19 protein-coding genes are annotated in these 20,783 nt (G+C 72.8%); 12 read left to right on the plus strand and 7 right to left on the minus strand.

Annotated features, from left to right (window positions below; translation table 11 throughout):
• Positions 1-43: 43 nt before the first annotated feature.
• Positions 44-1,201 carry a glycosyltransferase gene (locus VF289_RS00565; protein ID WP_330880028.1) on the minus strand — a complete coding sequence of 386 codons (1,158 nt, stop codon included), beginning with the start codon at positions 1,199-1,201 and terminating at the stop codon, positions 44-46.
• 145 nt (positions 1,202-1,346) lie between these two features.
• Between VF289_RS00565 and VF289_RS00570 the strand changes: the two genes are divergently transcribed.
• The 3 genes from VF289_RS00570 to VF289_RS00580 all read left to right on the plus strand — a co-directional run bounded on the left by VF289_RS00570 (position 1,347) and on the right by VF289_RS00580 (position 4,412).
• Positions 1,347-3,047 carry a sensor histidine kinase gene (locus VF289_RS00570; protein WP_330880030.1) on the plus strand — a complete coding sequence of 567 codons (1,701 nt, stop codon included), beginning with the start codon at positions 1,347-1,349 and terminating at the stop codon, positions 3,045-3,047.
• A complete protein-coding gene (locus VF289_RS00575) occupies positions 3,044-3,733 on the plus strand; it encodes a response regulator transcription factor (protein WP_330880032.1) in 690 nt (229 codons plus the stop codon). Before VF289_RS00570 ends, VF289_RS00575 begins: the two co-directional genes overlap by 4 nt.
• Positions 3,734-3,833: 100 nt before the next feature.
• Positions 3,834-4,412, plus strand: coding sequence for a hypothetical protein (locus tag VF289_RS00580; protein ID WP_330880034.1), 579 nt, complete (start codon positions 3,834-3,836; stop codon positions 4,410-4,412).
• Between the two features lie 264 nt (positions 4,413-4,676).
• Here VF289_RS00580 and VF289_RS00585 read toward each other — a convergent pair whose 3' ends face one another.
• The 4 genes from VF289_RS00585 to VF289_RS00600 form a co-directional block, all read right to left on the minus strand.
• Positions 4,677-6,419: an ABC transporter ATP-binding protein gene (locus VF289_RS00585; RefSeq protein ID WP_330880036.1), complete on the minus strand. Its 1,743-nt coding sequence runs from the start codon at positions 6,417-6,419 to the stop codon at positions 4,677-4,679.
• Positions 6,409-7,587 (minus strand): DUF1611 domain-containing protein, encoded by a 1,179-nt coding sequence (locus VF289_RS00590; RefSeq protein ID WP_330880038.1) that lies wholly within the window; start codon positions 7,585-7,587, stop codon positions 6,409-6,411. Before VF289_RS00590 ends, VF289_RS00585 begins: the two co-directional genes overlap by 11 nt.
• Positions 7,588-7,719: 132 nt before the next feature.
• Positions 7,720-8,508, minus strand: coding sequence for a ferritin-like domain-containing protein (locus tag VF289_RS00595; protein WP_330880040.1), 789 nt, complete (start codon positions 8,506-8,508; stop codon positions 7,720-7,722).
• A 1-nt stretch (position 8,509) separates the two neighbouring features.
• Entirely contained in the window at positions 8,510-9,514 is a 1,005-nt protein-coding gene (locus VF289_RS00600; RefSeq protein ID WP_330880042.1) for a hypothetical protein, read from the minus strand.
• Between the two features lie 59 nt (positions 9,515-9,573).
• Here VF289_RS00600 and VF289_RS00605 point away from each other — a divergent pair, with 59 nt between their 5' ends.
• The 5 genes from VF289_RS00605 to VF289_RS00625 all read left to right on the plus strand — a co-directional run bounded on the left by VF289_RS00605 (position 9,574) and on the right by VF289_RS00625 (position 14,246).
• Positions 9,574-11,571: a hypothetical protein gene (locus VF289_RS00605; protein WP_330880044.1), complete on the plus strand. Its 1,998-nt coding sequence runs from the start codon at positions 9,574-9,576 to the stop codon at positions 11,569-11,571.
• Positions 11,572-11,672: 101 nt separating this feature from the next.
• Positions 11,673-12,254: a histidine kinase gene (locus tag VF289_RS00610; RefSeq protein WP_330880046.1), complete on the plus strand. Its 582-nt coding sequence runs from the start codon at positions 11,673-11,675 to the stop codon at positions 12,252-12,254.
• Positions 12,255-12,271: 17 nt separating this feature from the next.
• Positions 12,272-13,243, plus strand: coding sequence for a DUF4097 family beta strand repeat-containing protein (locus VF289_RS00615; RefSeq protein ID WP_330880048.1), 972 nt, complete (start codon positions 12,272-12,274; stop codon positions 13,241-13,243).
• A 109-nt stretch (positions 13,244-13,352) separates the two neighbouring features.
• Entirely contained in the window at positions 13,353-13,679 is a 327-nt protein-coding gene (locus VF289_RS00620) for a GNAT family N-acetyltransferase (RefSeq protein ID WP_330880050.1), read from the plus strand.
• Positions 13,680-13,736: 57 nt separating this feature from the next.
• Positions 13,737-14,246 (plus strand): mycothiol transferase, encoded by a 510-nt coding sequence (locus VF289_RS00625; protein WP_330880053.1) that lies wholly within the window; start codon positions 13,737-13,739, stop codon positions 14,244-14,246.
• Between the two features lie 131 nt (positions 14,247-14,377).
• Here the strand turns inward: VF289_RS00625 and VF289_RS00630 are convergent, their stop codons facing one another.
• Positions 14,378-14,890: a DoxX family protein gene (locus tag VF289_RS00630; protein WP_330880055.1), complete on the minus strand. Its 513-nt coding sequence runs from the start codon at positions 14,888-14,890 to the stop codon at positions 14,378-14,380.
• 242 nt (positions 14,891-15,132) lie between these two features.
• Between VF289_RS00630 and dnaB the strand changes: the two genes are divergently transcribed.
• From dnaB to VF289_RS00650, 4 genes are all read left to right on the plus strand, one after another.
• Positions 15,133-16,509, plus strand: coding sequence for a replicative DNA helicase (gene dnaB, locus VF289_RS00635; protein WP_330880057.1), 1,377 nt, complete (start codon positions 15,133-15,135; stop codon positions 16,507-16,509).
• Positions 16,510-16,909: 400 nt separating this feature from the next.
• Positions 16,910-18,247 (plus strand): DUF418 domain-containing protein, encoded by a 1,338-nt coding sequence (locus tag VF289_RS00640; RefSeq protein ID WP_330880059.1) that lies wholly within the window; start codon positions 16,910-16,912, stop codon positions 18,245-18,247.
• Between the two features lie 95 nt (positions 18,248-18,342).
• The gene (locus tag VF289_RS00645; RefSeq protein WP_330880061.1) at positions 18,343-19,851 is read left to right on the plus strand and encodes a sensor histidine kinase; all 1,509 of its coding nucleotides are present in this window, start codon (positions 18,343-18,345) and stop codon (positions 19,849-19,851) included.
• Entirely contained in the window at positions 19,848-20,480 is a 633-nt protein-coding gene (locus tag VF289_RS00650; protein ID WP_330880063.1) for a response regulator transcription factor, read from the plus strand. The genes VF289_RS00645 and VF289_RS00650 overlap by 4 nt, the downstream gene beginning before the upstream one ends.
• Before the next feature lie 22 nt (positions 20,481-20,502).
• Here VF289_RS00650 and VF289_RS00655 read toward each other — a convergent pair whose 3' ends face one another.
• Complete coding sequence (locus VF289_RS00655; RefSeq protein WP_330880065.1) at positions 20,503-20,730, minus strand: hypothetical protein; 228 nt, start codon at positions 20,728-20,730, stop codon at positions 20,503-20,505.
• Positions 20,731-20,783 lie beyond the last annotated feature (53 nt).

Below are 20,783 nucleotides of genomic sequence, written 5' to 3' on the forward strand. Positions count from 1 at the left end.
GTGCTTCCCTGACGAGCCTCACCCGCCGTGGCGGGCCTCTGTCTCACGGGCCGCGAGACCCATGGGGCCCGCTGGTGTCGACTCCGCAGGCGCGGACGATCGTGGAGCGATACGTCCCGGGGTCGTGGCGTCGCAGTGCTTCCGCCCGGCTCGACGCCAGCGATCGCACGGTGGTGGACCAGGAGCGGCTGACGGCGAGGAGGGAGTTCGCGAGCGCCCGTGCGTCCCCCACGGGCACCAGGTGCACCGATCGGTAGTCGCCGACCGCTTCCCGCAGCCCGCTGGTGTCGCTCGCGATGACCGGCCGGAGGGCCAGCACGGCCTCGACCGCCGAGTTCCCGAAGGCCTCGTCGAACCGCGACGGTGCGAGGAGGACGTCGACGTCGGCGAGGAACGGCCAGACGTCCTGCTGGAAGCCTGCGAACTCGACCTCCAGATCTCCTGCGCACGCCTGCTCGCGCAGCTGACGGTCGAACCATTCGAACCCCTCCGCAGGCTCGCCGAGCATGGTCAGCTGCACCTGGTGCCCCTCCAGCTGGAGCAGGGTCGCCGCCTCCAGGGCGAGGTCAGGACCCTTGCGGGGGGAGAAGCGGCCCATGTAGAGCACCCGCAGCGGGGACTCCAGGGGCTCCCGGGGGAGCGGCGGGTGCTCGGGCGAGACGACCCCGTTGGGCACGATCTCGGCGCGACGGGCGAGGGAGGGCAGCGCCCTCCGGATCGTCTCGAGCGTGTACTGGCTGTTCACGAGGGTCCGGTGGGAGGCTAGGTGAGGGAGCAGACGCAGCCGGTTCACGCGGCGTCCGTCGCTCCGGGGAGCCTCATGGATGTGGCTGATCGAGCGGATGCCCCGTGCACGCGCGATGAGCGGCCACTGGGGCACCCCGGAGGTCGAGACGTAGACGGTGTCGGGACGGAGACGTCCCAGCAGTCTCCAGATGCGGACGATCCCCAGGACGGAGACGCTCGCCGCTGTCGGCCAGGCGCGAGGGCGCAGCAGTCGCGCGCTCAGGGCCAAGGTCCGGACGATCTCGACCTCTGCCCCGAGGCGGAGGAGCTCTGCGACAAGAGGTCCGATCGAAGGGAGCGCGACGACCACGCGGACGTCGGCGCTCCGCAGTCCGTGGACGCTCTCCAGGAGCATGCGATCCGCGCCGTACAGCCCGGTGCCGGGGTGGGCGACCAGGACGGTGCGTCCGGTCATGAGTGATCGATGTCCCGGCGTGACGGATGTCCAGTATGTCCCATATGCACCAATCTAGTTCCGAACCCGCACCGGGTCCATAGCGAACGGCACGGACCCGGTCCCCCTCCGACCCGATCCCCACCCGTCGCCTACCATGTGGCTCATGTCCAGAGACCCCCTCCGCGACCGCCTTCGCGGCACCTGGACTCGCGGACGGACGGTGCGCCTCAGCGTGCTGACCACGATGCTGGCCTTCATGGCGGCGGGCCTGGCGGTCACCGGGGTGCTCACCTACGCCGCCCAGTTCCGCGCTCTCGAGCAGCGGATCAACGGGGAGCTGTGGCAGGAGTACGAGGAGCTCGAGCTGATCGCCACCAGTACCGATGGTGACGGCGACCTCGTCCACACCACCGTCGACAGCGTGCTCGTCAACGCCACCGACTCGGCGGCCCCCTCCGATTACGAATCGGTGATCACCTTCCTCGACGGCGAGCCGCGCTACCAGCCGCGCCAGCAGGATTTCGCCCTGCTGCCGGAGTCGCCGCGGCCGCCCGAGGATGCGACCCCCGAGGAGGCCGCGCAGATCACCGAGGAGGCTGCTCAGGTCACCGCGGAGTCGGAGCGCGTCGAGCAGCAGCTCCTCGCCGCCCACCAGCCCGGCAGGACCGTGATCATCTCGATGCAGGCGCACGGCCGGGATCTGCAGGTGCTGATCTCCTCGGTGGAAGCCTCGGGCGACAGCTCACAGGGCATCTTCGTCGTCGCCAACGACATCGGGGCCCAGCGCCGCAGCCTGTGGCAGAGCGTCCTGACCTTCGCCGGGCTCTCGGTGGTCACGCTGCTGATCGCCGGCTGGGTGGGCTATGTGGTCACCGGTCGTCTGCTGAGGCCGTTGGAGGACCTGCGCTCGGCTACCGAGCAGATCACCGTCGACGACCTCGAGTACCGGGTGCCGGTTCCCGCCCAGCGGGACGACATCGGTGCTCTCGCGCAGAACTTCAACCGCATGCTGGGCCGTATCCAGGCCGGATTCGCCGAGCAGCGGCGGTTCATGAGCGACGTCGGCCACGAGCTGCGCACCCCGCTGACGATCGTGCGCGGCACCCTGGAGACCACCGATCTCGAGGATGCCGCGGATGTGCGGGAGTCGCATGAGATCGCGCTCGAGGAGCTCGAGCGGATGGGCCGCGTGGTCGGCGACCTCTCCGAGCTGGCCGCCTCGAAGCGCCCCGACTACGTCCGCCCGACGCCGCTGGACCTCGACTCCTTCGCCCGCTCCGCCTTCGCGCGGATCGAGCACATCGCCGAGCGGGAGTGGATCCTGGAGCGCACGGTGGACGTGGTCGCCGACGCCGACGCGCAGCGTCTGGCCCAGGCGGTCGTGCAGCTGGCCGCGAACGCCGTCCGCTACAGCGACGAGGGCAGCCGGATCCGCTTCGGGGTGGACCGGGTGCTCGGCGCGCAGGGCCCCGAGATCCACGTCACCGTGCAGGACGAGGGCATCGGCATCGGAGTGGAGGACCAGCGCCGGATCTTCGAGCGCTTCACCCGGGTCGACGGCTCTCGGGGATCGGGTTCCGGGCTGGGTCTGCCGATCGTGCTGGCGATCGCCGAGGGGCACGGCGGCGTGGTGCGGCTGCTGTCGGCGCCCGGACGAGGGTCGACCTTCACGATCGCGTTCCCGCAGTTCGCGGACCGTTCCGCGAGCGATCCGGCAGGCACTCCCCACGGCACATCCCACGGCACGTCAGCGCCCGCCACGAGGACGGCGCCCCCCGAGGCGGGCCCGGCACGTGATACTGGGAGCCGGGGGAGCGCCCCCGTCGCCGATGCCCCCACAGCCCGCAGGAGGAGTGACGGATGAGGATCCTCATCGCCGAGGACGAAGCCCGCATCGCCCGGTTCATGGAGCGCGGGCTGAAAGCCAACGGCTTCGCCTCCACCGTGGTGGAGGACGGCGTCTCCGCGCTGGACCTCGCTTCCAGCGGCGACTTCGATCTGCTGATCCTGGACGTGGGGCTCCCGCGCATGGACGGCTTCCAGGTGCTCAAGGCGCTGCGCGCGATGGACGTCCAGATCCCGATCCTCATGGTCACCGCCCGCACCGGAGTGGACGACACCGTGCAGGGGCTCGAGGGCGGGGCGAACGACTACATCGCCAAGCCCTTCCGCTTCGAGGAGCTGTTGGCCCGGGTGAAGCTCCGCGCCCGCGAGGCCACGGCCGGGGCCGGGACGGTCAGCTCGGATGTGCTGGAGCTGGGCGATCTCTCGCTGGACCTCCGCACCCGCATCGCGACCTGCACGGCCGACGGGCAGACCCGCTCAGTGGAGCTGTCCTCGCGCGAGTTCACCATGGCGCGGGTGTTCCTGGAGAACCCCCAGCAGGTGCTCACCCGGGATCTGCTGCTGTCCAAGGTGTGGGGGTATGACTACGACGGGGCCTCGAACGTGGTCGACGTGTACGTGGGGTACCTGCGAGGCAAGCTCGGAGCGCCTCGTCTGGTCACCGTGCGAGGAGCCGGGTACAAGCTCGTCGCCCCCGCGGACTGAACCCTGATGGCGCAGGTCACGGCGTAGGTCTGCGTGCGGATGAGAGTCCTCTCATGACGCGTTCACGGGCATCTCATCGCGGTCGGGGATGATTGCCCGCATGAAGACCCTTCGCACTCTCGGGATCATCCTGGCCGTCGCGCTCGCCGCGATCGGCCTCGCCGTGCTGCCCTCGGCGGACGAGACCCCGCAGGCGCGACCCGGGATCAGCGTGGGTGAGATGCCCGCCGGCGGGAGCGGAGCCTCCAGGAGCAGCGTGCCCGGGGGCGGTGCGTCCGACGGGGACCCGGGTGCCACGGACCCGGGCGAGAGCTCGAGCTCGGGGGAGGCCGTCGCCCTTCCCGCCCCCAGTGCCTCCGAGCAGCCGGTGCGCGGCGCCCACACCGACACCGGGGTCGGGGCGATGGAGCCCGAGGCCTCGCCCGAGCCCCCGCCGGCGCCGAAGCCCGCCCCTGCCCCCGCTGAGCAGTCACGCTCATCGGGCGGCTCGTCCGGCAGCTCCGGCGGCAGCTCGTCCGGCAGCTCCGGAGGATCGTCCGGCGGCAGCTCCTCCAAGAGCGGCGGGAGCACCCCGCCGCGCCCATCGGGCGTCTGCGAATGGGACGACGGCGACCTCGAGTGCGATGACGACGACGACGACGACGATGACGATGACGATGACGATGACGATGACGACTGAGCGGCGCCTCGCCAGCTGACCGCCGGCCGCTCACGGCGGCACCGGCCGCCTCATCGCCCCGCCGCATCGCCCCGCCCCTCCGCCGTGCCATCGGTCCGGCATGGAGGGGGCGCCGTGGGGTCGGAGAGCCGTCTCCGCGCTCTGCGCCTCAGAGGCGACCGGAATCGGGTGGCCCGGCCCAGGCCGCAGCGCCCGGCGAACCCCTTCCGGACTCCGCAGAAGGCAGCGCCTGGCCGTCCTCCAGGGGCGGCCGGGCGCTGGTGCTCACGCGTCGTCGTCGAGGTCCCGCTCCCGAGACCGCTCGCTGGTCCCGGCGCCGATGGTGACCGGATCTCCGGCCTCCTCCAGGGCGGCCAGCCTGTGCACCTGGGCGCCGAGCCGTCGGGACAGGTCGTCCGAGGCCACCATCACCACGGTGCCGCTGTACTCGGCCAGGACGCGTTCGAGCATGCGTCGGCCCGAGTCGTCGAGGTCGCCCTCCAGGCCATCCACGACCAGCAGGGGAGGGTTGCCGTACAGGGCGCGGGCCAGGGCCAGACGGGCCCGGTCCGAGCGGCTCAGCGGCTCGCCGCCACGCCGCAGCGTGGTGCGGGCACCGCGGGGCAGCGCCGAGACGTCCAGGCCCACCCGGTCCAGCATCTCCTGGTCGTAGGCGGCGTCGAGATCCGGTCGGCGATAGTGCAGCGCACGGGAGACCGTGCCCTGCTCGAACACGGAGCCCGCGGTGGCGAGGCCCGCGAGCACGCGGCCGCGCTTCGAGGAGACGTCCCGGAGGTTCTCCCCGTTGACCCACAGGGAGTCCGGCTGAGCGGAGTCCGGTCCCGGTGCGAGCTCGAAGACCCGTCGGATGAACTCCTGCGGGGCCCGAGGGTCCTCGGAGACCAGCCGCACCCGGTCGCCGGGACGGCCGCGCACCGCATCGCCCGGGGCGGTCAGCCCCGGCAGCTCGAGGTGGGCGAGTATCGATCCGTCGTCCCCGAGGTCCGGGGCCTCGACGCGGGCGGAGATGCGGCGACGGGCCTTGGCACGGGCACGGCGCTGCTCGGCCCCGGCCAGGGCCGGGCCCAGCACCATGCGGGCGGAGCGGTAGGTCTGGCGGTACTCGACGATCCGGCCGATCCCCAGCACGGGGGTCGACGCGATCCCGGCCACCGCCATCGCCGCCATCGTGATCCCGGGAGCGAGCCCCAGGTAGGTCCCCGTCGCGGCGACCATCAGGGTGGTCAGGGTGGAGGCGACGATCCCGCCGGCGCGGATGGTGCCGACGGTCTCGGCACGATCCACGGCGATCTCGACCAGGTTCCCGGAGGCATCGCGGATGCCGCGCAGCTCGCGCTTGGTCCCGCCCGAGGCGAGGATCCCGTCGGATGCGGTGACGGTGTCGGCGATGCGGGAGGCGAGACGGCCGCGGGTGCGGCGCATCTGGCGGGTCTTGATCAGCGCCGTGCGCGCCCACACCAGCAGGCACGCGCCGAGGATCACCAGCGGTGCGGCCATGGCCACGGCGAGGTAGGGATGGAGCACGGCGAGGGTGGTGAGGCTGCCCCCGATCAGGGGGACCGCCACCGTGAGCGGCGCGATCCCCTGGGAGATCCAGTTGCGCACCCCCGAGAGGTCGTTGGTGGTGCGGGCGACGGTCACGCCCAGCGAGGTGGTGTGCCCCGGGGTGAGGGCATCGCCGAGCAGGGCGAGGCGCAGCTGGTGGACGTAGTCCTGACCGAGCTTCTCGGAGACCACCCTTTCGTGCACCGCCAGGGCGCCGATCGCGAGGGCGGAGAGCAGCAGCAGCGCCAGGGCGCGCAGCAGCAGCTCGGAGGCCCCGGTGGGCGCGTCCTGGAGCTTGACCAGGGCCCATGCCGAGAGCGCGCCGAGCGCCGCCTGCCCCAGCCCCAGCAGCACGAGCACGGCGAGCCAGCTCCGCCGCCGGCCCCGCAGCAGCGGGGGCAGGGGCGGGGCGTGCTTCAGCAGCCCGTTGGCGAGCTGGACCGGTTCGCGGTCACGCCGCATCGGCAGGGGTCCTCTCGAGCAGGTCGGCGACCAGCTCCCGCGCCACCTCGGCGCGGCCGAGGTCGAAGGTGGGGACGACCGGCACCTCCAGGGCACGGCGGGCCTCCGCTGTGGCCAGCGGCGAGCTGGTCACCACGCCGGAGACGAAGGCGGGGGCACGGCCCAGAGCACCCAGCGCCCCGACCCCGCCCACGGCGCCGAGGGCGTCCCCGGCGGAGAAGACGACCCGGTCCACCACACGGCCGAACTCCTCATCGGCCAGCAGGCGGGTGGTCTCTCCCTGGTAGACGCCGTCGGCGATCTCCAGCAGCACCACGTCGGGGCGGGCGCCGGCGCCGCCGGCCAGCTCGTCGGCCATCGACAGGAACAGGTCGCGGACCTCGTCGAACTCGACCTGGAAGGTCGAGGAGTAGCCGAAGTCGGTGAAGTCCAGGACCCGCTCGGCGCCGGCGTCGAGGAAGAGGTTGTAGTCGTTGCCCGCCCCGGTGCCGGTGGTCTTGGCGGCGGCGACCCGCAGCCCCGCGGCGGTCAGGCCGTGGGCGAGCTCGGCGAGCACGGTGGACTTGCCGGAGTTCATGGAGGTGCCGAGCACCGCGATGACGGGCACCTGGTGGGCCGGACGCTCGGGGCGCGAGGCGAGGCCGCGGACCACCGAGTGGGCGGCGGCGCGGGCGAGGGTGATCGGCCCGTGCGCGTCGCGGAGCACGCCGACCGGCTCGATCTCGGTGGCGGAGCTGATCCCGGCGTGCTGGTCGACGACGCGGGAGGCGAGACCGCCGGCGGCGGCGAGGTGCGCCGGGCCGAGGTCCGCGGGGAGCTCGGCGAGGAACTGGTCGGCGGCATAACGGCTGCCGTAGGCGACCACGATCTCGTCACCCACGAACAGGATCTGGCGGCGGGAGACGGGGCTCTCGAGACGCTTGTGCTGGCCGATCGATGTCACGCGGGCCAGCACCACCTCACCGGCCTGCGGGGCGTGGTCCCCGGTGATCAGGTCGACGGTCTCGGCACGGCGCAGGAACGCCCCGACGTCACGGGTGGAGAAGGCGTGCTTGGCCTTCTCGATGCGGGTGCGCACGCTCTCGGGGGCCCGGTCGGCCCCCGGGGCGGGCTGCACGACCGGGATCGTCGCGGTGGTGCCGGAGGGCTCGTGGTTCAGGATCGTCATCGGGTGCTCCTCGAAGAGTTCGTTCCGTGGCGGGACCGAGGTGGTCCGTGCCGTACGAGAAGCAGTGAACTCCTGCGGGATGAGCGCGCGATGAGGCGCGGATGAGAGGGATCTTAAGAAAGAATATGCAGGTCAGGCAGGGATTCCGAGGCGGGCGAAGGCGTTGCGGAAGACGGTCAGCCCGTCCAGTCCGGGCAGCTTCTGGACCCGCTTGTCGAGCTTGTCCAGCTCGGAGGACTCCCCGGCGAACAGATGGTGCATCACGTGCACGACCTCGGACTCGTCCATCATCCCGCTGCCCACGGGCTTCCACACCCGGGACATGACCAGCCGCACCACCTTCTGCGCCGTCTCCGAGGCCAGCAGCCGCTCCCGGCCCTGGGTGGTGTAGAAGGCGACGTGGCGGGTCTCCTGCTGGGCGATCCGCTGCAGAAGCGGGGACAGCACCGGATGGTCCGTCATCGCGGAGAGCCGACGATAGGCGGCCACGGCCGAGAGCTCGTTGGCCGCGCCCCACACCATGTGCACGGCGACGAAGTCGGTGCCGGCGAGGTTCGTGAGCACCGACTGCTTCAGCGGACCGAGCGCGCCGGTCCACCCGAGCTTGACCCGCTTGGCCTTGATCTCGTCGTAGTCCACGACGATCCCGTGCCGGGCGAGCACCAGCGCCAGCGCCTCCCCGTGCCAGAACTCCTCACGATTCCACATGGTCATGAAGCCGCCGGCCTCCTCCTCGCGATGGGAGGGGGTGACCAGCAGATCCCGCAGGAAGCAGGAGGTGTGGTACTCGACGTCGCACATGTAGCGCAGCGAGCGCAGCGTCTGGGCATCCAGGGGCTGGGTCTCGAAGAGGTCGAAGTCGAGGTCCTCGTGCTTCACGGGGACGGAGGTCTGGGCGAACTGGTCCAGGTCGAAGGCCATGTCACGCTCCGATCTGGGGCAGGGAGCCGAGATGGGGGTCCGGGAGGGCCGGGCCGGGCAGCAGTCGGGTGATCTCGTACCGGGCGCGGCGGAGCGCCGCGCGATCCTCGGCGGCGGCTCCGAGGACGGCCAGCGCGGGACGCAGATCAGGGTCGGGGATCCCGCCGCCCTCGAGCGGCGAGCCCAGCGCGAGCAGCACCCGGGCGGTGAGGGCCTCGCGGCGTGAGCGGGTCAGGCGCGCGATCGCCTCTGCGGAGAAGAAGTCGACCGAGGCCTGATGGCGCTCGATCACCACCTCGAGCACCCGATGGGTCTCCCCGCCGGTGCGGCGCGAGAGAGCGCGCAGCGCGGACTGCAGGGACGCCTCCTGGATCGCCATCCGGGACATGTGCCCGGCCGCCACCGCCTCACCGGCCAGCCCCGTCCACAGCGGGCTGATCAGAGGTTGCACCCGATCGGCGTGCACCCGGCGCAGGGTGTGCCGCACGCCGGGGCGATGCTGGGGGCGCGGCCGCTCGGTGGAGTGGTCGCCGGTGAGCAGATCTCGCAGGGCACGGGACTGCCAGAAGCGGTCCACCAGCCAGGTGGCGAGGAAGGCGGTGATCCTGGCCTCGTTCCCGGTGGCGGTGGCGAGCATCGCCCGGGACTCCGCGAGGGCCGAGTCCTCGAGCCGCTGGAGCATCCCCAGGGCGAGGCGGAGGTCCGGGGACAGCGGCTCCTCGGTCGACAGCGCAGCGGTGTCGACGGGGAGCCGGGAGGTGCCCCGTCGGACGTAGGCGGCGACATCGACCTCGGTGCGCAGCACCGGCGCGATGCTCGCGTCGAAGTGGAGGTGCCCGGCGTACGGTCCCGTCGTGGGGATCGAGGCGTGCGGGTCGGGGGTCGCCGGAGCGGGAGACGCGGCAGGGGGGACGGCGGCCTGGTCGACGAGCACCTTCCACCTCTTCTTCCGGAGCAGGGCGGGGATCTCCCGCACTGTGCGGGATTCCCTGGGGGCCGCGGACATTGTACGGAGAACATCTGGCTGTGGGCCGCATGGCGGGCGCTTGGTAGGTTTCGTCTGTGATGACCTCCGGCGCCGCCTCGCTCCCGGCCCCGGGTGCCGGTGCGGACGGAACAGGCCTGCCGGACCTGGACCGCCTTCGGGTCGCGCTGCGACCTGCGGAGCTGCCGTTGCCGCACCCCGTCGGGGTCCTGGACGCCGCGCACCGGGTCGGGGACCTGGTCCACGCGGAGCGCTACCGGGACGCGCGGGCGCTCGCGGAGGAGTTCCGCTCCCTGACGGCCCCGCCCGCCGAGCGCCTGGCGCTGCTGCGCGCGGCCCTGCACGGAGCGGTGCTCTCCGGTCAGGACGAGCAGGTCGAGCGCGATGCGGCAGACCTGGTCTCCCTGCTCCGCCGCAGCGGCTTCGCCGAGCAGGCCGCCGCCGTGGTGGCCGTGGTGCTCGAGCGCGGACCGTTCGAGCGGGACATCACCGCGACCGCCCGGACCGCGCAGACAGCTCAGGCCGCGCAGAGGGCCCGGGCCGCAGGCGGTGGCGCCCCGGCACCTCGCGGACGGCGACGAGGGGAGGCCCCCCAGGCCTCCCCGGAGATGCTGGTGGTGGTGCGCGCCCTCGAGCGCACCGCCCTGCCCGGGCCCCGCGGGGCCCCCGTCGACCCGCGACGGGATGCGGCCCGCCTGCGCGCGGCGCTCGGCGCGCTGCCGACCGTGCGTGACCGCCTGCTGACCGATCCGGAGCGTGAGCTGAGGCTCCGGCTCGCCCAGGCGCTCGAGGGCGCCGGCGAGACCTCGGCGGCGACCACGGCCGCCCTGGACGTGCTCGAGCTCATCGAGCATCAGGAGGCGACGGAGCACGGAGCTCTCGGGGATCCCGCCCGCCTCGCCACCGCCGCCCATGCCGTGCTGGCCCGGACCCTCTGCATCGAGCATCCGCCGGTGGCCGTCCACCACGCCCTGGCGGCTCTCGAGGCGATGCCCGAGATCGAGGATCCGCCGCTGCGGATCGGCCTGATCACCGCCCTGCTGCAGGGCCTGATGGCCGCCGGTGCCACCTCCCATGCCTCCTTCGCCGCGGGCAGGCTCGCCTCCCTGCAGCGCACCCTGGGCAGGGAGGCGCTGAGGATCGCCCCGCTGCTCGCCGTCGCAGCCCAACGGGTCCAGGCGGAGCGCTACGACGCCGCGTGGGTTCCCCTCGACAAGGCGCGGACCATCGCCCGGGAGCAGCGTGACCGCCGGGCGCTGCTGGAGGTGGCGCGGCTGGCGGCGAGCATCCACGAGCGCACGGGGGACGGTGCCGCCTCGCTGCGCGAGCTGCGCTCTCTGGCGGACCACGCTCGCTGGCTCGCCGATGACCTCGCGACCCCCGTCTCCGCGCAGGGCGAGCTGATCCGCATCGAGCTCGAGGCCAATGCGCTCGCCCTGCGACGGGCGCTGGACCTGGGGCGCACCGAGTCCGTGCTGGTGGCGGCCCGCGCCGTCGAGCGCCGCACCCGGCCGGACGGCGGACGCCCGCTGCTGCCGCCCGAACTGCTCTGGGACCACCGGGTCGACGCACGGGTGGGGCTGTTCATCGCGGTCGGCTCCGCGCTCGCCCGCGGCGGATGGGACCCGCGGACGACGAGGGGCCAGCACACGGGACAGGCGCAGCACGCGGGACAGGCTCTGCACGCGGGACAGGCTGTGCAGACGACGGCCGGGGTCGGGGAGGAGATCTACGAGCGCCGCCGGCGCGAGGCGCTCGAGGCCATCGGTGAGATGCCGCCGGGGCACGACGACCGTGCCCGGTACTGGGCCACCTACCTCGAGGATCGCCATGCCCACCTGCTCGCCGAGCAGGGGAGGACCGAGCGCGCCCGCCGTGCCGCCCGCCGGGCGCGGTCCGGATGGGTCCGCCTCGGCCGGGACGAGGACGTCGCCCGCCTCGACGCGCTGCAGGAGTCTGTCGTGCGTGACCAGCAGGGGCAGGATCTCGCGGAGCAGGATTCGGGGGGATCGGATCCGCAGGGCCCGGATCCGCAGGGCCCGGATCCGCAGGGCGCAACGGCGGAGGACGAGGAGTAGCAGGGCACGGCGTCAGTGCGGCCTCGACGCGACACCAGCATGACGTCAATATGGTGTCGATATTGCTTGACATGACGTCACTGTGGCGTCACAATGAAGTCATGGATCTGAAGCCCCTCACCCGTTCCGTCCAGGAGCAGCTCGCGGCCACCGCGGCCGTCGGCGACGAGCCGACCCGTCGGGCGGCCGAGCTGCTCTCGATCTCCCTCGAGCCCGCTCTGCGCCTGGCCCTCCAGGAGGCCATCGGCCAGGTCGCGGCAGAGGTCTCCGCCGATCTCGCCCCGGGTCGAGTCGACCTCTCCCTCCGCGGTGGCGAGCTCGACGTGCACGTGGTCCCACCGGCACCCTCCGTCGGCGCCCCACCTGCTCCGGGTGGGCCACCCGCACCCGGGGCACCCCCGCGTCCCGGTATGGCGCCGGGGCCCGGCATGCCTCCCGGCCCCGGGGTTCCCCCGCCGCCCTCTCCTGCGGGGGAGGAGGATTCCGAGGCGGACGCCCCGGCCTCCCGCGTCACCTTCCGCCCGCCCCAGCCGCTCAAGGCCCGCCTCGAGCAGGCGGCCGCCTCCGAGGCGTTGAGCCTGAACACCTATCTTGTGCGCGCTCTCACCGCGCATCTGGACCAGCCCGATCGCACCGCATCGTCCGCCCACAGCGCCGGCCGCACCAGCGGCTGGTTCCTCTGAGCCTCCAGGAGAGCGCCATGACCGATCAGCACCCGCACCCGCACCCGCACCCGCATCCGGCTTCGTCCCCGGCTTCGCCGGGTTCCTGGGCCGCCCCATCCTCGGCGGCCGACGGTCCGGGCCCGATCGTCCACGAGTTCACCGCCACCGGTCCCATCGATGCCACCATCCAGAACCTGCGCGGAGATGTCGTCCTGCGCGCCGAGCACGGCACCGCGGTGAGGGTCGAGCTGCGTCCGCGCGGCGAGGCCGGGCGGGAGCTCGTGGAGCGGATGGGAGTCCGCTTCGAGGCCGACCGGCTCTTCGTCGACGCCCCCTCCGAAAGTGCCCAGCTGTTCGGTGGGTCCATGGCGGACCTGCTGCGCGGTCTCGGGGACGAGTCCGGCGGCACCTCCTGGTCGGACCGCCTGGCCACCGGGCTGCGGTCGGCACGACGCGGTGTCGAGGGGCTCGCCGGGGCGCTCGACGTCACCGTGCTGGTCCCTCGGGGCTCGCGCGTGGTGCTGCACGACGGTGCGGGCGACGTGCGCGTCCACGGTGTGCTCGACCAGGTCGAGGCCCGCACGGGCGCCGGGGATCTCTCCGTGGAGCGAGGCGGCGAGGCGAGCACGCGGCTGACCACCGGCACCGGCGACATCACCATCGGGCCCGCGACGGGATCGCTCTCGGCGACGACCGGCACGGGGGATGTGGTGCTCGAGCGGAGCGCCGGCCGCACCTCGATCACCACCGGGGTGGGTGATGTGCGGGTGCGCTCCGCGCACTCGGGGCATCTGTCCGTGCGCAGCGGCCTCGGCGACATCACCCTCCATGTCGCGCCCGGCACCGCGACCCACCTCGATCTGGCCACCGGTCTCGGGGATCGGGACGTCCGGCTGACCCCCACCGACGGTGCCTCGGAGGCCGAGCGCACCCTCGAGGTCGAGGCGAGAGCAGGCAAGGGCGACCTGCGTGTGCTGCGCGCGGAGCCGACGCCCCAGACTCCCTGAGAGCGCCCCGACTCCCTGGTGGCTCCTCGGTCCCCGAGCGGGCCCGGGCCGCTGACAGGGAGGTGCGCCTGCCGTACCGTGGAGTCAGCGGCCGGAAGGAGTCTGGGTGATGACCATCGATCTCGAGGACCACGTCCACGGTCCCGAGGAGGCGATCGCCGTGCGCGACAACTCGGTCGCGGAGCGGTACGAGGCGGTGCGCGGCGGCGAGGTCGTCGGCATCATGATCTACGAGCGCTCCCGCCGACGGATCGAGCTGGTCCACACCGTCACCGACCCTGCGCACCGCGGGGAGGGCGTCGCCTCCGTGCTGGTGCGCACCGTCCTCGCCGAGGCGCGCGCCGCTTCACTGCCGGTGCTGGTGATCTGCCCCTTCCTCGAGAGCTGGCTGCAGCGCCATCCCGAGCAGGCCGAAGGCGTGATCGTCGACGACTGAACGGAGTCGAAGGCGTGATCGTCGACGACTGAACGGAGTCGGGGTAGCGTCACGGGCATGGACGCCCTCGACATCCTCCGTGATCTGGTCTCCCGCCCTCGCGCCTCCGCCGCGGCGCTGCGCGACCAGCTGAACCCCGCCTCCCTCAACGCCCGCCCCGGCGGGCACGACAACTCCGTGGCCTGGCTGCTCTGGCACACGGGGCGCGAGATCGACGTGCAGCTCGCTGAGCTCGCCGGGGATGACGAGGTGTGGACGGCCCGCGGGTTCGACGCGCGCTTCGAGCTCGGAGCGGTGGGTGACACGGTGGGCTATGGCCACACCTCTGCCGAGGCGCGCCGCATCCTCATCGATGACGGCGCGGGCCTGCTCGAGTACGTCGACGCCTCGCTGGATGCGCTCGAGCGGTATCTCGAGATGGTCACCGTCGAGGATCTCGCCGACATCGTCGACGAGCAGTGGGATCCTCCGGTCACCCGCGGCGCCCGCCTGGTGAGCATCGTCGATGACGCGGTGCAGCACCTCGCCCAGGCCGCCTACGTGCTCGGGATGCCGCTGCGGGAGTGAGCGGGCGGGCAGTGCCCGGCGTCGACGCAGGGCCTGGCATCACGAAGGCCCCGCGCCGCGGTCCCCGTCGGGCGGGGTGCGGGCGGGGCCGGTGAGCGGCGGAGAGGGGGTGCGCCCCTGCTCCGGCGCCGTCAGCTGGTCGCGCCGCCCGTGGACTTCTCGGCGGCGGCGCTGGTCGAGGCTGCGGCGCTGGTCGAGGCGGAGCGGCCGCGCGAGCGAGGCTTCTTCCCGCCCGGGAGCACCCGGTCCACGGAGTAGCGTCCCGCGCCGACGGCGGCGAGCAGCAGCGCGCCGGCGCCCAGGGATCCGACGAGCTCCCAGCCGCCGTTGTCGATGAAGACGCCCATCGGCAGGTGGACCAGCAGGGCCGCCACCAGCATGTCGACCGCCAGGATCAGGCTGACGATCGAGGTGAAGGCGCCCAGGATCAGCAGTGCGCCGCCGATCAGCTCGACGTAGGCGACCACAGGGCCGGCGATCTCCGCGACGGGAACGCCCATGCCGCGGAAGCTCTCGGTGACGCCGGCCATGCCGAACTGCACGACCTTCTGATAGCCGTGGGCGAAGAAGATCACGCCGAGGGCGATGCGGGCGATCAGCAGACCGAGGTCGCCGACGGGGCCGGCGGTGCGGGGGAGGGCCATGGGAGGTCCTTTCGTCTGGAGTGAAGCGCTCACAAAGTAGATGAAAGATCAATCGCAGGGGAACCCGGGAGGCCCGCTCCGAGGGATAGCTCACTGCGGTCCGTGGTGCGCGACGCCGTCGTGCCGTCGTGCCGTCGTGCCGAGAGTGACCGTTCCTCCCCATTCGCAGGATCCCCATGAGCCTCATCCCCCTTCGCGCTGGGCAGGTGTCCCTAGCGGAGAGGACTTCCTACACTGGTCCGGTGACATCCACCGAAGCTTTCGAAGCCGGCCCCGACCGCGGGCTCGAGCGCACCCCTCCGCAGGACCTCCCCGCCGAGCGCGGAGTGCTGGGCGGCATGATGCTGTCCAAGGACGCGATCGCCGACGTCGTCGAGACGGTGCGCGGCAACGACTTCTACCGCCCCGCCCACGAGATGATCTTCGAGGCGATCATCGACCTCTACGGGCGCGGCGAACCGGCCGACCTCGTCACCGTCTCCGACGAGCTGTCCAAGCGCGGCGAGCTGGCCCGGGTGGGCGGCGGTGCGTACCTCGCTGACCTCATCGACATGGTCCCGACCGCCGCGAACGCCGGTTTCTACGCGGAGATCGTCGTCGAGCGCGCGACCCTGCGCCGTCTGGTCGAGGCCGGCACCCGCATCGTGCAGCTGGGATTCGCCTCCGACGGCGGCGAGGTCGAGGAGGCCATCAACGAGGCCCAGGCCCAGGTGTACGCGGTCACCGAGCGCGGCCAGAGCGAGGACTTCCTGCCGCTGGGCGAGGTCATCGACGAGACCCTCAACACGATCGAGGCCACCCAGAACCGCGGCGGCCAGGTCACCGGCGTGCCCACCGGCTTCGCCGAGATGGACGAGCTGACCCAGGGCCTGCACGGCGGTCAGATGATCATCTTCGCCGGGCGTCCCGCCATGGGCAAGACGACCCTCGGCATGGACGTGCTGCGCTCGGCCTCGATCCACAACGGCCAGACCTCGGTGATCTTCTCTCTGGAGATGGACAAGACCGAGATCACGATGCGTCTGCTCAGCGCCGAGGCGCAGGTCCCGATGAACCGCATGCGAGACGGCTCCATGGACGACCGCGACTGGCAGGCGATGGCCCGCGCCATGAGCCGCATCGCCGACGCCCCGCTGTTCATGGACGACTCGGCGAACATGTCCCTGATGGAGATCCGGGCCAAGTGCCGTCGGCTGAAGCAGAAGCACGATCTGAAGCTCGTGGTCATCGACTACCTGCAGCTGATGAGCTCGGGCAAGAAGGTCGAGTCCCGTCAGCAGGAGGTCTCGGAGTTCTCCCGTGCCCTGAAGCTGCTGGCCAAGGAGATCGACTGCCCCGTCATCGCGATCTCGCAGCTGAACCGAGGCAGCGAGCAGCGCACCGACAAGACCCCGATGATGAGCGACCTGCGCGAGTCCGGCTCGATCGAGCAGGACGCCGACGTCATCCTGCTGATCCATCGCGAGGACTACTACGAGAAGGAGTCCGCCCGCGCCGGCGAGGCGGACCTCATCATCGCCAAGCACCGTAACGGTGCCACCAAGACCATCCCGGTCGCCTTCGAGGGCCACTACTCTCGCTTCAAGGACATGGCGGGCACGGGCGGCTTCAGCGGCTGAGTCGTCGGCCGTGGCCGCCGGCTCTGCCGCGGCGTCCGTGTCGTCGGCTGCGACGGTCGTGCCGTCGGGCAGGGTGTTGTCGGCGCTGAAGGTGACGAACGGGTCCTCCACATGCAGCAGCCGGAACTCGTCCCGCACCTCGCACACGCCTTCGAGCCGGTCATCACGGCCAGATCGGCGCAGAGCGTGCCGGGCAGGTCCGTCGCGATCCCGTGGACCCACCGGACCTGCGCGGAGGCCGGTTCGGCGCGGGCCACCTCGAGCATCGCACCAGCCGGGTCCACGCCGGTCACCGCGGTCCGTACCCACCGATCGGTGGATGCCCGCCCTCCACCGCTCCAGCGGGAATGCGGACCTGGCGGAGGATGCGGCGGCGGGCCCGGCCCGGAAGGCTCGAGGCATGACCACCACCACGCCCTCCCGCCCTCCCACGCCGTCGGGCCCTTCCGGGCCGATGGCGACGACCGGCCGCGCCGCCGCCCCCGACCTCGCCCGCGGCGGCATGCTGCTGCTGATCGCCCTGGCCAACACCACCGTGTACCTCTACGGCCGCGAGCAATCCACCGGCGGGTTCCATCCGCTGGACGGGTCGACGCTCGACCGGATCGTGCAGGCCCTGCTCATCACCACCGTGGACCTGCGGGTCTATCCGATGTTCGCGTTCCTCGTCGGCTACGGGCTGTGGATGGTCCACCGCCGCCAGCTCGCCGCCGGACGGTCGGCGCGGCAGGCCCGCGGCATCCTGCAGCGCAGGAACCTCTGGCTGATCGTCTTCGGCGCCGCCCACGCCCTGCTGCTGTGGGGTGGGGACGTGCTGGGCGCCTACGGGTTCACCGGACTGGTCATCGTGGGGCTGTTCCTGCGGCGACGGGACCGGACCCTGTGGATCTGGTCAGCCGTCGGCACCGTGCTGCTGCTCGCGCTCGCGGCGCTGACCGCGCTCGGGGCGCTCGGTGCCCTGGCGGGGGAGTCCGTGCCCGAGAGTGCGGGCCTGCCCGAGAGCGCCGGGGCGGACATCGCCCTGACCGGGCCCGTCGCCGCAGCGCTCGCGCGGATCGCGCACTGGCCCCTCCAGGTGGTGGTGCTGCAGGGCCCGCTGGGGATGGTGGTGCCCGTGGCGATGCTGCTGGGGATCCTCGCTGCCCGGCACCGTCTGCTCGAGCAGCCCGCCCGGCACCGCCGCCTGTTGGCCCTGCTCGCGACCGGCGGCATCGGGATCGGCACGCTCGGCGCGCTGCCCCACGCCCTCGCCCACCTCGGCGTGATCGGCGGGCTGCAGGAGGTGCTGTGGGGGTTCGCGCCCTGGCAGATGGTCACCGGGCTCCTCGCCGGGATCGGCTACGTGGCCGTGTTCGGCCTGCTCGGCGCGCTCGTCGACGGTCGCCCCGCGGGCCGTGTCCGCTCCGCGATCGAGGCCACGGGGAAGCGGTCGATGACCAGCTATCTGCTGCAGTCGGTGCTGTGCGCGCCGCTGCTGGCGGCCTGGGGCCTCGGCCTCGGTGAGCACCTCCACAGCACCACGATGGCCCTGGTGGCGATCGGGGTCTGGCTGGTGACCGTGGTGGTCGCGGTGCAGCTCGAGCGTCGGGGTCGACGGGGACCGGCCGAGACCCTGCTGCGGGCGCTCGCCTACCGTCGGCCCCGGCGCGGGGCCGGCGGGAGCGAGGCCGGCGGGGGCGCCGCCAGCGCGCGCGCCGTCGACGGGACCGCACCCGGCCGGCCCGCCGCCGACCGATGAGCGGGCCGGGGGCCGTCCCCGTAGAGTCGTCCCAGCGTGGATCCCGCCCGGCATCCCCCGGTCCGGGATCGCGCGGGACCCGAAGGGAGAGCTCCGTGGAGGTGGGCGGCGAGGCGAGCGAGGCCGCGTTGCGCGGGGCCGGGGCGCGCGAGTCCGAGCTGCGCGGGGTCGAACCCGGCGGCACCGAGCCTCGCGGGTCGGCGGCGCGCCACGCCGCACCGGATCCCCACCTCGGCAGCGGCGAGACCGAGCGCATCGTCGGCACGATCCTCGGGGTGCTTCCCTACGGGCTGCTAGTCGTGTGTGTGCTGGCCTCGCTGCTGCTCGGGCCCGCCCAGGAGCGGCCGCTCCGGGTGCTCCCGGTGCTCGCCCTCTCCCTCGCCGCCGGGGCCTGGACCGCCCTGGTCATCGCCCGGCACCGCGCCGGCCGGGGCAGCGCCGCCCGGCGCGCGCTTGACGTGCTCGTGCTCCAGCTGCTCGCGGCCGCTCTCGTGCTGCTCGCGCCGTGGTTCGCCGTGTTCGCCTTCCTCGGCTACCTCTACTCCTACGAGCTGCTGGGCAGTCCGTGGCGGTACCTCGGGGTGGCCGTCACCTCCGCGACGATGGCGGTGACCTACCTCGGCGGCATCGACCGGGTCCTCACCGGGCACTGGGCCCTGTGGCTGGGGGTCACGGTGGTCAGCACGGTGATGGCCGCGATCTTCTACCGGCTCGTGGATGCGATGGACCTCCAGCTCGACGAGCAGCGGCGGGCCCTTGCGCGGATCGCCGAGAGCAATCGGCGCCTGGAGTCAGCGCTCGCCGAGAACGCCCAGCTGCACGCCCAGCTGCTGGTCCAGGCCAGGGAAGCGGGGGTGCAGCAGGAACGGGAGCGGCTGGCCCGCGAGATCCACGACACCCTCGCCCAGGACCTCGCCGGGATCCTCACCCAGCTGCAGGGCGTCGAGGACACCCTCGAGGACTCCGCCGCGACCCGACGCCGCGTGGGGATCGCTGCAGGTCTGGCCCGAGAAGGGTTGGTGGAGGCGCGTCGGAGCGTCCGCGGCGTCGGCCCCGCACTTCTCGCGAGCACCCAGCTGCCGCTCGCTGTCGAGGGGACTGCGAGGCGCTGGGCCGCCCGGCACGGCGCCGAGATCGACCCGCGCGTGGTGGGGGACCCCCGCGCCCTGCGCGAGGACATCGAGACGGCGGTGCTGCGAGGCGTGCAGGAGGGCCTCGCCAACGTCGCCGCCCACGCCCGCGCGCAGCACGTCGGGTTGACGCTCACCTACATGGACGACCTGGTCACGCTGGATGTGCGCGACGACGGCATCGGCTTCGACCCCACGCGGATCGGTGTCGGGGACTCGGAGCCGGAACCGGCCGCCGACGGGACCGGGGAGGAAGGGTTTGGCGCCGAGGCCGGCCGCCGTCCGGGCGACGATGCCGTCGCTGCCGAGGACGGACACGGCTACGGTCTGACCGGGATGCGCCGACGGGTGCAGCGGCTCGCCGGCCATGTGGCGATCGAGTCGGCGCCCGGGGAGGGCACCGTCGTGGCGATCTCCCTGCCTGCGATCCCGGCGGAGGGGCCGACGGAGGCGCGAGGAGGCGAAGGGTCATGATCACGCTCATGATCGTCGACGACCACCCGGTGGTGCGCGACGGGCTGCGCGGACTGTTCGCGACCGATCCCCGCTTCGAGGTCGTCGCCGAGGCGGCCGACGGCGCTGAGGCGATCACCCTCGCCCAGCGCCTGCATCCCGCGGTGATCCTCATGGACCTGCGCATGCCCGGCCTCGGCGGGGTGGCGGCCATCGAATCGCTCACCGAGGCCGGGAGCTCCTCCCGAGTGGTGGTGCTGACCACCTATGACACCGACGCGGACGTGCTGTCGGCGATCGAGGCGGGCGCCATCGGGTTCCTGCTCAAGGACGCGAGCCGGGCCGAGCTGCACCGCGCCGTCGAGGCGGCTGCCCGGGGCGAGAGCGTGCTCGCTCCGGCGGTGCTCGCCCGGGTCATGGCGCGCTCGCGGCAGCCCGCGGCACCGCCGCTCTCGCCCCGCGAGCTGGAGGTGCTCGAGCTGATCGCCGCCGGATGCAGCAATCGCGAGGCTGCCCGGCGCCTGCTGATCAGCGAGGCCACGGTGAAGACGCACCTGCTGCACATCTTCGACAAGCTCGGGGTCAGGGACCGCACCGCGGCGGTGGCCACGGCGATCGCCCGCGGCCACCTCACACCCCCGCCGAGCTGAAAGGGTGCTGCGCTGCGTCCGGTCAGGCGTTGCCGAACGGCTCGCTCGCGACACGCTCGGCGATCAGCGATTCGGCCACGGTGAGATCGCTCGGCGCGACCGGAGCGTCGAGCAGTGGATGTGCACCGCCGCGCCGAGGGCGGACGTCGCCGGCGCCCCACACAATCAGCCCGGGCGGGGACAGCGGGGCCGACGAGCGGACCAGGTGGGTGCGCCGGGCCCGCAGCGTATCCGTGGCTCCTCGAGCCACCGCAGATCCTTCCTGGGTGCTGCTCGGATGTCCCCGCCGACTCGGCAGGGCGG

This window comes from Brachybacterium sp., assembly GCF_036379615.1.
In the GTDB taxonomy this organism is placed as follows: Bacteria; Actinomycetota; Actinomycetes; order Actinomycetales; family Dermabacteraceae; genus Brachybacterium.

Excerpts from the sequence above, each read along its gene's own strand:
- VF289_RS00565 (WP_330880028.1), bottom strand. The coding sequence starts at position 1,201 with ATGACCGGACGCACCGTCCTGGTCGCCCACCCCGGCACCGGGCTGTAC.
- VF289_RS00570 (WP_330880030.1), top strand. The coding sequence starts at position 1,347 with ATGTCCAGAGACCCCCTCCGCGACCGCCTTCGCGGCACCTGGACTCGC.
- VF289_RS00575 (WP_330880032.1), top strand. The coding sequence starts at position 3,044 with ATGAGGATCCTCATCGCCGAGGACGAAGCCCGCATCGCCCGGTTCATG.
- VF289_RS00580 (WP_330880034.1), top strand. The coding sequence starts at position 3,834 with ATGAAGACCCTTCGCACTCTCGGGATCATCCTGGCCGTCGCGCTCGCC.
- VF289_RS00585 (WP_330880036.1), bottom strand. The coding sequence starts at position 6,419 with ATGCGGCGTGACCGCGAACCGGTCCAGCTCGCCAACGGGCTGCTGAAG.
- VF289_RS00590 (WP_330880038.1), bottom strand. The coding sequence starts at position 7,587 with ATGACGATCCTGAACCACGAGCCCTCCGGCACCACCGCGACGATCCCG.
- VF289_RS00595 (WP_330880040.1), bottom strand. The coding sequence starts at position 8,508 with ATGGCCTTCGACCTGGACCAGTTCGCCCAGACCTCCGTCCCCGTGAAG.
- VF289_RS00600 (WP_330880042.1), bottom strand. The coding sequence starts at position 9,514 with ATGTCCGCGGCCCCCAGGGAATCCCGCACAGTGCGGGAGATCCCCGCC.
- VF289_RS00605 (WP_330880044.1), top strand. The coding sequence starts at position 9,574 with ATGACCTCCGGCGCCGCCTCGCTCCCGGCCCCGGGTGCCGGTGCGGAC.
- VF289_RS00610 (WP_330880046.1), top strand. The coding sequence starts at position 11,673 with ATGGATCTGAAGCCCCTCACCCGTTCCGTCCAGGAGCAGCTCGCGGCC.
- VF289_RS00615 (WP_330880048.1), top strand. The coding sequence starts at position 12,272 with ATGACCGATCAGCACCCGCACCCGCACCCGCACCCGCATCCGGCTTCG.
- VF289_RS00620 (WP_330880050.1), top strand. The coding sequence starts at position 13,353 with ATGACCATCGATCTCGAGGACCACGTCCACGGTCCCGAGGAGGCGATC.
- VF289_RS00625 (WP_330880053.1), top strand. The coding sequence starts at position 13,737 with ATGGACGCCCTCGACATCCTCCGTGATCTGGTCTCCCGCCCTCGCGCC.
- VF289_RS00630 (WP_330880055.1), bottom strand. The coding sequence starts at position 14,890 with ATGGCCCTCCCCCGCACCGCCGGCCCCGTCGGCGACCTCGGTCTGCTG.
- VF289_RS00640 (WP_330880059.1), top strand. The coding sequence starts at position 16,910 with ATGACCACCACCACGCCCTCCCGCCCTCCCACGCCGTCGGGCCCTTCC.
- VF289_RS00650 (WP_330880063.1), top strand. The coding sequence starts at position 19,848 with ATGATCACGCTCATGATCGTCGACGACCACCCGGTGGTGCGCGACGGG.